Here is a 16276-nt window from a genome sequence, read left to right as displayed (position 1 = left end):
TTTTTATCGATAAATCAAGCGCTTAACTATTGGCAGCTGGTTCTTCTGCGGTTGCGCCCAGTTTGTCGAAGACCTTTTCCAAGTCTTTCTGTTTGTTTTTGCCGAAGCCACCCAAGGCGTTGATCGCGTGGCGGATGCGGGCGCGGCTCATGTCGGGGCCGATGATTTGCATGGAGTCCACCACTGAGAATGACGCGGTGGTGCCAGCAATGGCGACGAAGACTGGAGCCAGGGCGTCTTTGATTTTGATACCCATTTGGTCGGCGAGCAGTTTGAGTTCGGCAAACAGGTTATCGCGCTCCCAGGTGCGCAGGGCTTCCAAACGCCAAAGGGCGAATTGCAGGTATTCTTTTTGCTTTTCTACATCCAGCTTGTTGCCAGCGAAACTCGCTTCGTTCACCAGCATCATGCCGCTGACGAGGAAGCCGGCCAATGGGGCGAAATCACTCAGGGTGGTCATGCGCGATTGGGCGTGTGGCAGTGCTTGCAGCAGGGTTTCTTTGTTGAGCGCCCAGCCGTGCAAACGCTCGGCGAGTTGCTCGATGGTAAAGTTCTCACGAATCCACAGGCTGCTGAGCCAGTTGAGTTTTTCCACATCGAAAATCGGGCCGCCTAATGACACGCGCAGCAGGTCAAAGTGTTCCTGCATTTCGGCGAGGGTGAATTTCTCGCGCTCATCCGGCATTGACCAGCCCATGCGGCCCAGATAGTTGAGCATGGCTTCCGGCAAATAGCCCATGCGCTTGTAATAGAGGATGCTGGTAGGGTTTTTGCGTTTGCTGAGTTTGGATTTATCCGGGTTGCGTAGCAGCGGCAAGTGGCACAGCACTGGCGCTTGCCAGCCGAAGTATTCGTAGAGTTTCAGGTGCTTGGGCGCAGAATTGATCCACTCTTCGCCGCGAATCACGTGGGTGATTTGCATCAGGTGGTCGTCCACCACGTTGGCGAGGTGATAGGTGGGCATGCCGTCGCCTTTGAGCAGCACTTGCATATCCACTTGCGACCATTCGATCTCAATCTTGCCGCGCAGCATATCGTCGATTTCACACACCCCCTCTTCCGGGATTTTCATGCGGATAACGTAGGGCTCGCCCGCATTTAATTTCGCCTGGACGTCTTCTTGCGAGAGCAGCAAACCGCGACCGTCGTACTTGGGCGTTTCGCCGCGCGCTTGTTGCTCACGGCGCATCTCATCCAGCTCTTCAGCGGTTGCAAAGCAATAGAAAGCATGGCCTTTTTCAACCAGCTCGAACGCGTATTTACCGTAGATATCCATACGCTCACTTTGGCGATACGGACCGTGCGGGCCGCCGACATCCGGGCCTTCGTCCCACTCCAAACCCAACCAGCGCAGGCTGTCCAGAATCGCTTGTTCGGATTCAGGAGTGCTGCGGGTTTGGTCGGTATCTTCAATGCGCAACAGGAATTTACCGCCGTGCTGACGGGCAAAACACAGGTTGAACAGGGCGATATAGGCGGTGCCTACGTGGGGGTCGCCAGTGGGTGACGGGGCAATACGGGTACGGACTTCAGACATGGAATGGCCTTTTGCTGCAAATCAGAAGGATATTGAATTCGGAAAAGGCGCGCATTATACGCTTGAATCGCCACAAGGGAGAAACAAGCGTGCAAAGGTTAGCAGGACAATTTTCCACCAATCTGCTTGGTGGGTTTGGCTTCTATGGCCGCAATCAACGGCATGGCTCGCGTGATAACCGCACGCACCGCCGGATCGGTTAATGATGCTTTGTGAGCCTGCTCGTTAGCCCAGACTTCGCTGATATAAATTTTATCTGGCTCACTGACAGAAACCTGAATCAAATAGGCATCGCAATCGGGATTGCCTTGTAGCGCATCCGCACCTTGCAATAACAACTCTGCCAATTCTTCGGTTTTTCCTGTCTGCGCGGTAATCACCGCCTGCATCCCATATTTCATAATGATTCCAACATAAATAATCTGTGACCCGAGCAAGGGTAAATGTTTAATTCGATGGTACTGCAACGCCAAGCCAATACAGTGTTTTAATTGTTTAATCGGGATCAATTCCATGCGCGTAAAAATAATCGCTCTGTTTCCCTCATATCGAAATAAATAACCGTACAGCGATTCAAACGTATTAACGAGTGTGGTGTTGCAATTGAAATAAAGTGCGTAATGTTCCGGGTCGCGCGCTTTCCAATCCATACGAATCGCACTGCCCTGTTTGGAAATATAACTGGGCTCGCCCCACTTCAGGGTTTCTTCCAAGTCACTGATACCTAATTCGGCAGCAGTTTCTAAAATTAATCTGCGCAGGAATAATAATTTTTTGCGCATAGCGGGAGGATATTGCTTAAACACATCGGCAACAGCTGGATTGTGGATTTTGTTTTTCACAATACCCTCCGCAGTGATTTATAAAAATATTACGAAAGCGTTGCTGCTAATTTTTCATCCCAAAACGCTGCTTCAATTTTATGGCCGTCGAGATCCAGAACAAAACAACCGTAATAAGGTTCGCCGTAAAGTGGACGCGGACCCGGTGGGCCATCGCAAGTTGCACCGGCGGCAATTGCAGCATCATAAAACGCATGCACTTGCGCTTTATCTAGCGCAATAAATCCCATATGAAAACCATTGCCGAGTGTTGCGGGTTTACCGTTGTGCGGCGTGCAAACCCAAAACTCGGGATAAGCGCGGCCGTAAGCAACAGCACCTGGATGCTCCATGATGATTTTAATATCCAGCGCGGCCAAAACATCATTATAAAAAGCGCGCGCTTTTTCATAATCATTAGTGCCGATAGATACATGGGAAATAACGCTGGGATTTTCGTTACTCATAATTCTCTCCGTGATTCAGTGAAAATAATTTACCCGGACAGAGTAAATAAACACTGTGACAGAAATCGTCAGGAGAGCGAGTCAACGAAAATAGAGCGCAAAAAAAGCCCCGGTAGTTAGCCGGGGCAAGGAGAACCTAACCTGTTAAAAAACTTAACCTTAGAGAGATTCGAGGAAACGCAATACATCCTGCTTTTGTGATGCGGACAATGCTTGGTAGGCATTTTTAGATGCCTGACCTTCACCACCGTGCCAGAGAATAGCTTCTTCAATAGTGCGTGCGCGGCCATCGTGCAAATAACTATGCACTGGTGTACACACTTGCGCGCCTTGACCAGCATTGGTTACACCGCCAGTTACGCACGCAGACAAGCCCAAGCCCCACAGCGGCGCGGTACGCCATTCAGCACCACTTGCTAAACCTTCACCGAGGTTATCTGCCATATCTGGCCCCATATCGTGCAACAACATGTCGGTATAAGGTTTGATAGTTTGGCTACGCAATTCACCCAAAGGATGATATTGGCTGGTGACATAACTTGGTGTGTGGCAACCGACGCAACCAATAGTGGCGAATTGTGTTTCGCCGCGTTGCACTGCCGCATCATTAATATTGCGTTGCGGACGCACACCGAGCGTTGAAATATATTTCACCAGATTGTTTACATGCGTATCAGATATTTCTGAACCACTTGGACCGCAATCAGTTTGCGCCGAACCGCAATCCGGTGTTGGTAACAAGCTGGTCATCACCCCCATGTCCGCATTAAATGCCGCAGCAATTTGATGCTTCACGCTGGTAGTTCCCGCTTTGTAACCAAAACGACCGAGACGAGTTTGACCGGTTGCTGGATCAGCGATGCGATTCGCGCGACCGGAAATGCCATCGCCATTTGCATCGTTAATATCTTCTTTCGCGAGAATCGCAGATTCAGGAATCGCTTCCAACAAACCCATACCAACCAATTGCGGTGCAACACGCGCAGAAAAACGCGCAGGCGTTACGCCACTGAATTGATAATTGGGTTTACGCAAACCGTTTGACTCACTCCAGAACGCGATAGAAACCTGCCCTTCACTTGCAACACCGCCAGAGGATTTTGGTTGCAGTGAGCGACCAAGATTTGGATGCGGATTGCTGTTGATATCAGCTACTTTAAATACCCATTTATCCAACGGCTGACCAACTGGTGCTGGTGCAGCGCGACCATTGCGCACATGGCAACCGGCGCAGCGATCATGCACATAATGCGGACCGGCTTTGCCTACGGTGTCAGGGAAAATACCGTTGTCCACAACATGCTCATCGTGTGAACCATCAATAAAGGAAGCGTGATGCACACGACGACCTAATACAAACGGCTGGCCATTTTGCGATGCAAGATTGGTTGCCATTTGGATGAAGTGATTATCCGGCTCATTCGAGTGCATATAAGGAAGCGTTGTCTTGCCGCCTAACCAAGCCTTCTCGGGAATTTCTACCGAGTCTTTTCTGCCACCCTGGGTGCCGAAATTACCAGTGATATCCCAAGGTACAAGGCCTTTACCGACAATATAAAGATAAGTCGTGCCGTAGTACGCCGAACGACCGTGCGGAACACTGTGATCAAGGAATTGGCTCAATTCAAATTCGAGCTTATCGCCAATCTGGATGTTGCGGCCTTCACGCGCGTTGTAGCTACGCTCTTTGTAGTAATTAAAATCGTTGATCACATTCATGGTGCCGTTATCGTGATACTCGGCCACAGTGCCAACACCGCGATAGAACCAGCGGTTTTCTGCTTCGGTATCGCTCAAGCGGAATTGCGTCACCACGTTCATACGTACGGTGCTGCCACCTTTCGCAACGTAGTCAACAATCTCGATAGTTGCTGTGCGATGTTCCCAATAAAAACTGAGGAAGTGATCGTAAGCCTGGAATTGATCTTCTTTCGCATGGCGATCGCGACCGCGATCCGCAATACGTGTTACCAATGCATCGCCGCGATCAAATTGAATCGCACCTTCAAGCACTGTCGATGAATTGTATAAAGGCACAATATTGCCGAGGCTTGCCGCTGAAGAACTGGCTGGCGCTACCGATGCAGCAGTTGAGCTGCGCGATGAACTTGAAGGCGCAACGGAACTGCGTGGAGTACTTGACGGAGCGACAGAGCTACGCGGAGTGCTTGATGGCGCAACGCTTGAAGCAGGCGTGCCGACCGTATAATTTTGCCAGGCAGTATCTTGCCCTGCACCATTTCTAATAATGGTGAAATTAATACTCACCACATTGCCAGCCGCCAAATTAGGAATGTCGTAAGTCCAATTATTACCCGACACATTCATGCGCACATTTTGTTGCGCGCCGTTGTTAATGCGGTAGTGGATATCGACAATATCAGCTTGCGTGACAGTCGCACGCAGCGTGGTGCTATTCAAAGTAGTTACACAACCCTGATTGCAATTTCCCGCCGCTACGGAGCTTGATGACGCCGCAGGTAACGCGCCGAACACATCTACCTCAAAAATCGAGTAACCCCAGGTATTGCCGCTGCTGCGCGTTAAGGCATTCACGCGCACATAGCGATAGGTACCTGCGAGTGGCACTGTATCCGTGCGGTTACCAAAGGTGCCGCCGGTGCGCGAACTCAGTTGCGTCCAGGTGGAATTGTTATTGGAACCGAGGATTTCATAGTTGGCTGCGTTCGCCGCTTCCCACAAAATCACCACCTGATTCAGTGCATAAGCTTGGCCCAAATCGAGCGTGAGTGAACTGGGCGAAACGCCGTGATTGGACTCCCAACGGGTGCTGCCATTGTTATCGATAGCCAAATTGGCTGGCTGCAAGTTAGTACTACCGGTGATGGAAACCGGATTGATATTGATGGTTTGTGCGCTTGTTGTTTGTACAAATAAACTGGAACTGACCAGCGTAAGTAATGCGCAAACGGCATTGCGCCCGAACGAATTTATTCGCATGTGGTGTTACCTCTTTGTTAGATATTATTGTTGTGAGGTTGAATTACCCGACTAACAGCGGAGTGGGAATCAACGGTTGATTGATACACATCCCTAACATTAGATTCAGCTTCATTGCTGTCGCGAGTTTCATAAACACAACGAATCAGGCAAAAACACACCAGGTTCAGTAGCGCTCATGTAGTGGCTCAAGGGCGAGTTTACGGCGAAGGAATCGGAGCGTCGTCCCACTAAGGTATTGGCGTTAAGTGATCAGCCAAAGTGTGAACTTGTAGATAAATCCGTGTGCATAAGAAACAAAACTGGTAAAAAAGCGAGCAATTGGTCACACCAGTAGTAGCGATAAAACACGGCTCGGTAGGTGTGCCACTAGATGATTTGTGCAGGTGGGACGAGGGAAGCGCAAATTACGGCAATCGAACGCCGCTTAAAAAAACATCAACGTATAAGCCTGGATCTTTTTGTAATCAATTGGCGTTAAGCTATTGTTTGCCTTTACTTTTCCTTACCCGCTCCCATTGCGATAAAAAAGCGCAACCTGTTTACTAACCTTTATTAAGATACTGATCGCATCCTCGCAGCCAAATGAATCTGGTAACACTATGAGCCATAAACGCATTCACCCGCTCGATCTGATGGCCAATAAAACTGCCGACCTGTGCATTCTTGATGTTCGCGGGCATCACCGACACTTGTATGATGGGCATGTTGATTGCACGAATGCCATGGAATCGCTAGCCGCTATGGGCGGTCTGCCCGATTATCCAGGAGAGGAGGCGTTATGATTTTCCGTCAATTATTTGAGCGCGAATCCAGCACCTATACCTATTTAGTCGCCTGCGCCGAAACGCGCGCGGCGGTGCTGATCGACACAGTAAAAACGGAAGTGACTAAATATTTGCAGTTGCTTCAAGAGCTGGACCTCAAGCTGGTTTACGTGCTCGATACCCACACCCACGCCGACCACATTACCGGCGCGGGCGCTTTACGCGACGCCACTGGCTGCAAAACCTTGCTCGGGCAAGAGGCTGGCTCCGCATGCGTATCCCAAGCATTGCACGATGGCGACCAGATTCCGGTAGGAAACCTGACCCTTAAAGCCATATACACTCCGGGCCATACTGATGATTCCTACTGCTATCTGCTGGAGCATCGCAATCAAATGTGCGTATTCACCGGCGATACCCTGTTGATTCGCGGCACCGGCCGCACCGATTTCCAAAATGGCAGCGCGGTAGACCAATATCACAGCCTGTTTTCCAAGCTGCTCACCCTACCCGATCACACCTGGGTCTACCCCGCACACGACTATAAAGGCTGGCAGCTCAGTACCATCGCCGAAGAAAAAGCCTATAACCCGCGCCTGCAGGTGCGCGATCTGGATGCTTATGTGGAACTGATGGACAACCTTGATTTGCCCAATCCGACATTGATGGATATTGCCGTTCCGGCTAATCGCGCCTGTGGGAAATAATCAAATTCCCCTGCGCATACCAAACCGTCAACTGAATTTGCTAGAATCACCGCCACAAAAAATTCCTTGAGAAACAACCCATGCTGATCCAAGCCCCAATCTCCCTCGGCGAACTTATCGACAAAATCACCATTCTGGAAATCAAAGCCGTTAACATTGGCGATGAAGCCAAGCTTAAAAACGTCAAGAATGAATTAACCATCCTTGATGAAAAAGTAAACGAACTGCTGGGTGCTGAAGGTTTGGGCAAATTAGCTCCGCTCAAACAAGCACTGAAAGACATCAACCAAGAGCTTTGGATTATTGAAGATGACATTCGCGATTGCGAATTAGCCAAAGACTTTAGCGATAAATTTATCCAACTCGCGCGCGCGGTATATGTCACCAACGACAAACGTGCGGCAGTGAAAAAAGATATTAACCTCGCCTTTGGTTCCGAGTTGATTGAAGAAAAATCCTATAAAAAATATCTGTAACACAACCGTTTTCGAATCACCGTTAATGGTGATTCGCGTAGCCATTTTAGATTCACAAAAAGATGTCACCCATGAAGATACTGCTTATCAAAATGTCCTCCATGGGTGATATTTTTCACACCTTTCCCGCGATCAGCGATATCAAAAAGCAATACCCCCATGCCGAGATCGATTGGGTGGTAGAAGACGGCTTTAAAGAAATAGTTGACTGGCACCCTGGCGTTCACAAAGTCATCCCGATCAATTTGCGTCGCTGGGTAAAACGCCGTAACAAACAAAGCTGGCAGGAATTTAAAACCTGGCGAGCGGACGTTCGCACCGAAACTTACGACTATATTATCGACGCACAGGGATTATTGAAGAGCGCCGTTATCGCCAAATGCGCCAAAGGTAATGGCGTTGATGGTTACGATAAAAACTCCGCCCGCGAACCAGTTACACACTGGTTTTATACTCGCCACCACTTTATCGATAAGGACCAGCACGCCGTGCAGCGTACTCGTCAGTTAGTGGGAAAAGCCTTGGGGTACACACCTTCGTCCAAACTGAATTTCGGTATCAACCAGAATTTCACCCACGTTCATAAAAACACCAAAAAATTAATTTTTATCATCGGTACCAGCTGGGTCACCAAACTCTGGGCAACCTGTGAATGGCAAGAGCTGTGCAAGATCGCGATTGATCAAGGCTTCTCGGTAGAAATTATTTGGGGTAGCGCCGAAGAACAAGCGATTGCCGATCAAATTATTAGCGTTTGCCCACAAGCAACACGACCGGAACAGCGTTTATCCATTACTACTATCGCTGAAAAATTAGTCGCTGCTGCTGCGGTAGTAGGTTTGGATACCGGCTTTTCTCATTTAGCCGGGGCGCTGGAAACACCGACTATCGCTCTCTATGGTGCAACATCACCCATCAAGGTTGGATTAATTGGCGATCACACACAGAATTTGCAATTATCTGAACCATTTGAATGCATGCCGTGTCATAAACGCCACTGCAAATGGCTGCCGGAAAATAGCACTGACACGCCGCAATGCATGAGCGGAATCAAAGCTGTTGAGGTGTGGGATGCATTGCAGCAAAAACTGGCTGCGCAAGCATTACATGAAGCTGCGACAATAGATTCTCCCGCTAACGATTCAACACCGATTTAATTCAGGATACTGTTATGTCACCACAAAAAATGGGCGTAGTCATTACTACATACAACCAACCCAAGTGGCTCAAAAACGTGTTGTTTGGTTATGAGGCGCAACGCCACAATAATTTTACCGTGATTATCGCCGACGATGGTTCAGGCCAAGCTACCCGCGATGTAATCGAGTTTTTTCAAGCGCGCGGAAAATTAACTATCCAACATATCTGGCATGAAGATAAAGGCTTTCAAAAATGCCAGATACTGAATAAAGCAATTGCACAGTCCGATTGTGACTATTTAATTTTCACCGACGGCGATTGCATTCCCGAACCAGACTTTATCAGCATCCACCAATCACTCGCAGAACCCGGTTATTTTCTGTCAGGTGGCTATGTAAAACTTACCACACCAGTATCAGAAAAAATCACAGAAGCCGATATTGCCAGCGGCGTTATTTTTAATATCGATTGGCTCAAAGAAGCAGGCCAACCATCGAGTCACAAATTATGGAAATTAATTAAAAGCCGCAGCATTAAATCCCTGCTCAATGCTGTTACACCAACTAAAGCCACCTGGAATGGCATGAACAGCTCCACTTGGATAAGCGATATCAAAGCCTGCAACGGTTTCAACGAAGATATGCAATACGGCGGTTTGGATCGCGAACTCGGTGAGCGCTTATACAACCACGGTTTGAAAGGCAAACAAGTGCGCTACAGTGTTAACTGCTTGCATCTGGATCACCCACGCGCCTACGACAATCCCGAAACATGGAAAAAGAACTACGCGATTCGCAATGAGGTAAAAAGTACAGGGAGATTTTGGGCAGACAATGGGATTGTTAAAAAAGCCTGACGCACACTGGGCTGGCGACGTTACTCACCAGCCTTTTACTTTAGCAATTGATCAAACCTGCCAATTTTTTCATCAAGCCAATCAACCACCAATACAAATGCTTCAGGTTGGGCATTTTCCAAACTTTGAATACAGATAAAAGCATAATTGCTATCGCGTTCAGCTTGTGCCAACTTTGACTTTAAACGATGTAATGCTTGGTCTGCAGGTTTTAACTGCAGAGTTTTTATGCTGTTATCAAACACTGCATTTCCATTTTTGATTTCATAATGCGCACTAAACCCTTCCGGTACAAATTGCTCCGCCGAGCGTAAGCGGAAGCTGATATTTTTCTCTAGCTGCTCAGGATACGCTGAAAAATATTCTCTCCACGACGATAGCTTCCATGGATGTGGATTATGCTCTAACTGAAAAACCTTCTCGCTATAACCATGCATTTGGGCGGCATTTTCCTGCACACCGATAAACCTTACACGCTCATCTTTGCCGTATTTTTCATTTCGACCTAAGAGTTTTTTAAACAAACCGGAAATTCGTTTAACAAAACGCTTATCTGTTTGGGTTTTCCAAACCCCATGAAGAACAACCTTGTCGCCAAGAAAAAAAAATGAAGGATCGACTGGCCGGATTAATGCAAAATCATCATTTAGAAACAAAAACCGCTCAGCAATACCGGGAATTCGCCATAACATACTGGAAATCGACATGCTGTTGAACGTCGGCAAGTGTTGTTCATAGCCGGTAAAAATGACGCGATGATCAATAATTTTAACGCGAGACTCATAGACAGTACCGACTAACTTCACCATAAAATCTGGCTGCTGTTGGTCGGTAACAATAAATATAGTTCTTATCCAGGGCGCAAAACGTAGCAATGAGACAACACAGTATTCAATTTCGCCCACACTGCTAAATCGCGCTGGATTGGCCGAACGCGGACGCGTGCTGCCAATGCTGGATAAATAATTATCCAATTTAGCTTTGTGATTCTGATCAGCACCATCGACCCAGGTAATAACGGCATCAACAGGAAACTGATTACTGGATTTTTGTTCTGTTATCAAAATAATACCTTACAAAGAACGATCAAAGATGCCAGCTTGTAACAGCAATGCAGCACTAGAATTCGTAATGCTCACACAGTGCCAACCACTGCTGATAATTGCCATCCTGACGCACATTGGTTTTCTTAAGTGAATCTTTTTGCGACGCAATAATGGGAATAGGCTTTTTGCCAGGATCTGCCGAACGACGAGTATTGGTTCCCCCCAGATACGACATTGCTTTAAACCACAGGTCATCCGCCTTCGGCGTTAGGCGCAAAAATAAATCGCGATTCTGCACATCGCCATACAAACAATGCGGGGGATAGAGAACACCACCGTATCCAATGGGCATCAACCAAGGTGCTGAAATATCCGTGCACAATTCGGTCTTCCATTCCCGATAAGCTGCTGGTTTTCCGGGAGCGATAAAGGTAATCAACCGACATTCATGTGCAATTATATCTTTTGGATACCGGCTATGGCTTTGATATAAGCGCTGCAGCCAAGTCGAGTCGTACATTAAATCATCGTCACAGGTGACAATGATTTTTTCTGGATGCAGTTCCAGCGAGTGAATCAATTTGCGATGGGAACAGGTGAGATTCACGTAACGAATCTCAAACTCATCGCCCTCCAAATCACTCAATGAGCGAGGTAACTGATCACGCAGACTTTCATGCAGCCAAAGAATAATTTTTTCAGCCGCATATGACTGAATTAATAGACTGCGAATAGTGAGATGGATGATCCCCAAACGACTGGGAATGGACGTTAACGATATGATTAACGGCAAACGTGGCGCATTGGCATTACGCAAATCATCCTTTGTTAAGCGCGTTAATTTCCGTGCTGTCCACCAGGATAACGGCAGTTCTTTTAACTTCATCGCAGGTTATTTCCTTACTCACAAAACCGCACCCCTCCCTGTTATCAGCGAAGGAAAACAAGGTCACATAATACCATTATGCACAGTGCAAATAGCCAGCAAACACCGCTATACGTGGCCGTAAAACTAATCGACATCCAAACTAGGCTCAGCTAGCGCCAGACTGTATAATCGCCAGCCTGATTTTACGCCTATTGATCAGCCGCGCAGCGGCATCCGCAAGAGCCTGTTATTGCTATGGAAAAAACCTACGAACCCCATGCTATCGAACGCCAGTGGTACCAAACCTGGGAAGAAAAAGGCTATTTCAAGCCTGCCGGAGACGGAACCCCTTATTGCATGATGATTCCGCCACCGAATGTCACTGGCAGCCTGCATATGGGGCACGGTTTCAACAATGCGGTGATGGACACCATGATTCGCTATCGCCGCATGCAAGGCGACGATACCTTGTGGCAAGTGGGTACTGACCATGCCGGTATCGCCACCCAGATGGTAGTTGAGCGTCAATTGGCTGCGCAAGGCGTGAGCCGCCATGATCTTGGCCGCGACAAATTCCTCGAAAAAGTCTGGGAATGGAAAGAGCAATCCGGTGGCACTATCACCCGCCAAATTCGTCGCTTGGGTTCATCAGTAGATTGGAGCCGTGAACGCTTCACCATGGACGATGGTTTATCTACCGCAGTGCAGGAAGCGTTTGTTCGCCTGTTTGATGACGGCCTGATTTATCGCGGTAAACGCCTGGTGAACTGGGACCCAAAACTACACACCGCCATTTCCGATCTGGAAGTAGAAAACCACGATGAAAAAGGTTCACTGTGGAATCTGCGCTATCCGTTAGCGGATGGCGCCACTACCGCTGACGGCAAAAATTATTTAGTCGTTGCGACCACTCGCCCTGAAACCATGTTGGGCGATAGCGCTGTTGCGGTTCACCCTGAAGATGAGCGTTACAAATCACTGATCGGAAAATTTGTCCTGCTGCCATTGGTTAATCGTTTGATTCCAATCGTTGCCGATGATTACGTTGACCGTGAGTTTGGTACCGGCTGCGTGAAAATTACTCCCGCACATGATTTCAACGACTATGAAGTAGGCAAGCGCCACAATTTGCCATTGATTAATGTGCTCGATAAAAACGCCGCGATTTTAGGTGTTGCACAAATTTTTAATTTGGATGGCAGCCTCAATACCCAACTTGATGGCACCCTGCCCGCTCAATATGCCGGACTTGATCGCTACGAAGCGCGCAAGCAAATTGTCGCTGCATTTGAAGCGACTGAATTGCTGGAAAAAATTGACGACCACGGTTTGAAAGTACCGCGCGGTGATCGCTCAGGTGTAGTGATCGAACCATGGTTAACTGATCAATGGTACGTGAGTACTAAACCACTGGCTGAACCGGCAATCGCCGCAGTTGAAGACGGTCGCATCCAATTCGTACCTAAGCAATATGAGAATATGTATTTCTCGTGGATGCGCGATATTCAGGATTGGTGTATCAGCCGTCAATTGTGGTGGGGGCATCGTATTCCCGCATGGTATGACGCGAGCGGCAAAGTTTATGTTGGTCGCAATGAAGCTGAAGTGCGCAGCAAATACAATCTCGGCGCTGATGTAAAACTGAATCAAGACGAAGATGTATTGGACACATGGTTCAGCTCCGGCCTGTGGACTTTCTCAACACTCGGCTGGCCAGAGCAAACGGAGTTTTTGAAAAAATTCCATCCGACTGATTTGCTGGTGACCGGTTTCGATATTATTTTCTTCTGGGTTGCGCGCATGATTATGCTCACCATGCATTTGGTGAAACATGAAGACGGCTCGCCACAGATCCCGTTCAAAACCGTATACGTGCATGGTTTGGTACGCGATGGCCAAGGCCAGAAAATGTCGAAATCAAAGGGGAACGTACTCGACCCACTCGATATTATCGACGGTATTGATTTGGAAACTCTCGTGCAAAAACGCACCACCGGTTTAATGAATCCAAAAGATGCCGGCAAAATTGAAAAGCAAACCCGCAAAGAATTTCCGGAAGGAATCCAAGCCTACGGAACCGATGCATTACGCTTTACCTTCTGTTCACTCGCATCAACCGGCCGCGATATTAAATTCGACATGGGTCGTGTAGAAGGCTATCGCAACTTCTGTAACAAGATCTGGAATGCAATGCGCTTCACCTTGATGCAATGTGAAAACCAGGATTGCGGGCAAGATGGTTCAACTGATTACGAATTATCACTGGGCGATCGCTGGATCATCAGCAAATTGCAAATCTCTGAAAAAACCGTGACAGAAAATCTGGATAACTATCGCCTGGATTTAGCGTCTCAAGCAATCTATTCATTCGTGTGGGATGAATACTGCAGCTGGTATCTGGAAGCGACTAAAGCTGTTTTATTTAATGCCGATGCAACAGCAGCGCAAAAGAAAGGCACTCGCCGCACGCTGGTGCGAGTATTGGAGACCATCTTGCGTTTAGTGCATCCACTGATGCCTTTTATCACTGAAGAAATCTGGCAAATCATCAAGCCACTTTCCGGTGCTACTGGCGAAACCATTATGCATGCGCAATATCCGCAGGCAGATGACAGCAAAATCGATCAACAGGCATTGAATGATGTTGAGTGGTTGCAAGCTGTAGTTTTAGGTGTGCGTAACATTCGCGGCGAGATGAATATTTCTCCCGCTAAAGATTTGCCAGTGCTCTTTAAAAATGGCACCAGTGACGATCAGCAGCGCCTGACCAACAATCAACAATTCCTGAAAAAATTAGCATCACTGGAAAGTGTTACCTGGTTGAATGCAGGTGATGCAGAACCTATGTCTGCCACCGCTCTGGTTGGCCAAATGGAAATTTTAGTTCCAATGGCTGGACTGATCGACAAAGATGCTGAAATCGCTCGCCTTACCAAAGAGAGCAATAAGTTAATTCAGGATATTGAGCGCACAGAAACCAAACTTGGCAATGAAGCATTTGTTGCAAAAGCGCCAGCGGAAGTTGTTGCGAATGAGCGCAACCGTGTTGCAGAAAACAAAATCGCAGTGGAAAAATTACGCGAGCAGATTCAAAAAATCAGCGCGCTGTAATCATTAACGATCTGCGATGAATAAAAAAGCCGATGCAAAAACATCGGCTTTTTTGTTGGAAAATTTTATTCCGGAATAGATCGTGTTGGGCATCAATACCCTCAACCTCCGCCCCCTAACCCACGGATATTTCCAAATAAATTCGATCGATAAAAAACAAAAAGCCCAATCTTTCGATTGGGCTTTTTGTTTGAATTCAATGGCGGAGAAGGGGGGAGTCGAACCCCCGATACCCTTTTGAGGTATGCTCCCTTAGCAGGGGAGTGCCTTCGGCCACTCGGCCACTTCTCCACGTCTACTGAAGCGGGATAGGCTCCGTCTCAGCAGGTGCGGCATAATACCATAATTCTCTAAAAATCAAAGTCTTGAAGACAAAATTACAGAATAAAATAACGAATATTTTAGCGCTGCATATTTTGCATTCAATTAGAGAATAACTGAAAAATACAAACTCTAGAAACGCCTACGCGGCGGATGATCTCTCATGCCGCCGCGTAGTTGAAAAGCACTGAACAACAAAAACAATTAAATAAAAATTAATTGTCCTGCTCTTCCTGATTTTGCTTTTCACGCTGAATACGCTGATAAATCTCTTCACGATGTACAGCGATATCTTTAGGAGCATTGACACCAATACGAACCTGGTTGCCTTTAACACCTAATACGGTAACGGTAACCTCGTCACCTACCATCAAGGTTTCGCCAATACGGCGAGTTAAAATTAACATCTTTAATCTCCTTCACTCATCCTGTAAGAGTACGACTTAGACACCCCTTGCCACCATCGACCCCCGAATACCCCCTGTCGCGTCCTGACAACCGAATGCCCGGATTTAAGTATCGTCTACTTTTTGCGAAAGGGAAGAAACCCCCAACATTTTTCTGTCTATTTTTTAGGTAGACAGCAATACACCTCAAACACCTTAACTAAACCATCGTTGGTAGAAGACCTAGCCCCTCACACGGCCTTCTGATGGTTCGGCATCCAAACCAAAAGCGGTGTGCAAACTACGCACAGCCAACTCCAAGTAACGCTCATCAATGATCACCGAAATTTTGATTTCAGATGTGGTGATCATTTGGATGTTAATACGATCTTCTGCCAATGCGGTAAACATGCTTGACGCAACACCGGCATGTGAGCGCATACCCACACCTACGATAGATACTTTGGCTACCTTATCATCACTACGCACTTCGCGCGCACCAATTTCTTTGGCAACGGTATCCAGCACGGCAACAGCCTTGCTCATATCGTTTTTATGCACGGTAAATGTCAGGTCAGTAGTGCCGTCGGCAGATACGTTTTGGACAATAACATCAACCTCAATATTGGCTGCGCCAATTGGGGCAAGAATTTTAGCCGCTACACCAGGGGTGTCAGGTATACCAGCAACAGTAACTTTGGCTTCATCGCGGTTAAATGCGATACCGGAAACAATTGGTTGTTCCATATTTGATTCGTCCTCATCGAGGGTAATAAGAGTTCCAGGGCCTTCTTTGAAACTGTGTAACACAC

Annotated in this window: 14 protein-coding genes and 1 tRNA gene; 6 read left to right on the top strand and 9 right to left on the bottom strand. The window is 47.6% G+C overall.

Features of this window, described 5'->3' with window-relative positions:
• Positions 1-22: 22 nt before the first annotated feature.
• The 4 genes from gltX to AAGC78_RS19780 all read right to left on the bottom strand — a co-directional run bounded on the left by gltX (position 23) and on the right by AAGC78_RS19780 (position 5786).
• Positions 23-1537, bottom strand: a complete 1515-nt coding sequence (gltX, locus tag AAGC78_RS19795) for a glutamate--tRNA ligase (RefSeq protein ID WP_435785836.1) — start codon at positions 1535-1537, stop codon at positions 23-25.
• A 98-nt stretch (positions 1538-1635) separates the two neighbouring features.
• Entirely contained in the window at positions 1636-2379 is a 744-nt protein-coding gene (locus tag AAGC78_RS19790; protein WP_435785835.1) for a DUF1801 domain-containing protein, read from the bottom strand.
• Between the two features lie 29 nt (positions 2380-2408).
• Entirely contained in the window at positions 2409-2825 is a 417-nt protein-coding gene (locus AAGC78_RS19785; protein WP_435785834.1) for a VOC family protein, read from the bottom strand.
• A gap of 159 nt (positions 2826-2984) precedes the next feature.
• Positions 2985-5786 (bottom strand): di-heme oxidoredictase family protein, encoded by a 2802-nt coding sequence (locus AAGC78_RS19780; RefSeq protein WP_435785833.1) that lies wholly within the window; start codon positions 5784-5786, stop codon positions 2985-2987.
• Between the two features lie 602 nt (positions 5787-6388).
• On the opposite strand from AAGC78_RS19780, the gene AAGC78_RS19775 reads away from it, so the two are divergent.
• The 5 genes from AAGC78_RS19775 to AAGC78_RS19755 all read left to right on the top strand — a co-directional run bounded on the left by AAGC78_RS19775 (position 6389) and on the right by AAGC78_RS19755 (position 9732).
• Positions 6389-6571: a hypothetical protein gene (locus AAGC78_RS19775; protein ID WP_435785832.1), complete on the top strand. Its 183-nt coding sequence runs from the start codon at positions 6389-6391 to the stop codon at positions 6569-6571.
• A complete protein-coding gene (locus AAGC78_RS19770) occupies positions 6568-7260 on the top strand; it encodes an MBL fold metallo-hydrolase (RefSeq protein ID WP_435785831.1) in 693 nt (230 codons plus the stop codon). Before AAGC78_RS19775 ends, AAGC78_RS19770 begins: the two co-directional genes overlap by 4 nt.
• 80 nt (positions 7261-7340) lie before the next feature.
• On the top strand, positions 7341-7736 hold the full coding sequence (locus AAGC78_RS19765) for a DUF6165 family protein (RefSeq protein ID WP_435785830.1): 396 nt from the start codon (positions 7341-7343) through the stop codon (positions 7734-7736).
• A 71-nt stretch (positions 7737-7807) separates the two neighbouring features.
• Positions 7808-8893, top strand: a complete 1086-nt coding sequence (waaC, locus tag AAGC78_RS19760) for a lipopolysaccharide heptosyltransferase I (protein WP_435785829.1) — start codon at positions 7808-7810, stop codon at positions 8891-8893.
• A 14-nt stretch (positions 8894-8907) separates the two neighbouring features.
• Complete coding sequence (locus AAGC78_RS19755; protein ID WP_435785828.1) at positions 8908-9732, top strand: glycosyltransferase family 2 protein; 825 nt, start codon at positions 8908-8910, stop codon at positions 9730-9732.
• A 35-nt stretch (positions 9733-9767) separates the two neighbouring features.
• Here AAGC78_RS19755 and AAGC78_RS19750 read toward each other — a convergent pair whose 3' ends face one another.
• Positions 9768-10796 (bottom strand): Stealth CR1 domain-containing protein, encoded by a 1029-nt coding sequence (locus AAGC78_RS19750; protein ID WP_435785827.1) that lies wholly within the window; start codon positions 10794-10796, stop codon positions 9768-9770.
• Between the two features lie 55 nt (positions 10797-10851).
• On the bottom strand, positions 10852-11664 hold the full coding sequence (locus AAGC78_RS19745) for a glycosyltransferase family 2 protein (protein ID WP_435785826.1): 813 nt from the start codon (positions 11662-11664) through the stop codon (positions 10852-10854).
• Positions 11665-11901: 237 nt separating this feature from the next.
• Between AAGC78_RS19745 and AAGC78_RS19740 the strand changes: the two genes are divergently transcribed.
• The gene (locus tag AAGC78_RS19740) at positions 11902-14757 is read left to right on the top strand and encodes a valine--tRNA ligase (RefSeq protein ID WP_435785825.1); all 2856 of its coding nucleotides are present in this window, start codon (positions 11902-11904) and stop codon (positions 14755-14757) included.
• Between the two features lie 200 nt (positions 14758-14957).
• On the opposite strand, the gene AAGC78_RS19735 is transcribed toward AAGC78_RS19740, so the two are convergent.
• From AAGC78_RS19735 to AAGC78_RS19725, 3 genes are all read right to left on the bottom strand, one after another.
• Positions 14958-15048: transfer RNA gene (locus tag AAGC78_RS19735), tRNA-Ser, on the bottom strand.
• Positions 15049-15293: 245 nt separating this feature from the next.
• Positions 15294-15485, bottom strand: a complete 192-nt coding sequence (gene csrA, locus AAGC78_RS19730; RefSeq protein ID WP_012486997.1) for a carbon storage regulator CsrA — start codon at positions 15483-15485, stop codon at positions 15294-15296.
• A gap of 222 nt (positions 15486-15707) precedes the next feature.
• The coding region (locus tag AAGC78_RS19725; RefSeq protein WP_435785824.1) for an ACT domain-containing protein at positions 15708-16276 on the bottom strand (569 nt) is incomplete at its 5' end.

Origin of the sequence: Cellvibrio sp., assembly GCF_039207905.1 — a bacterium.
Classification (GTDB): Bacteria; Pseudomonadota; Gammaproteobacteria; order Pseudomonadales; family Cellvibrionaceae; genus Cellvibrio.
The sequence above is the reverse complement of the archived record's forward strand: the minus strand, read 5'-3'. Positions and strand labels throughout refer to the sequence as shown.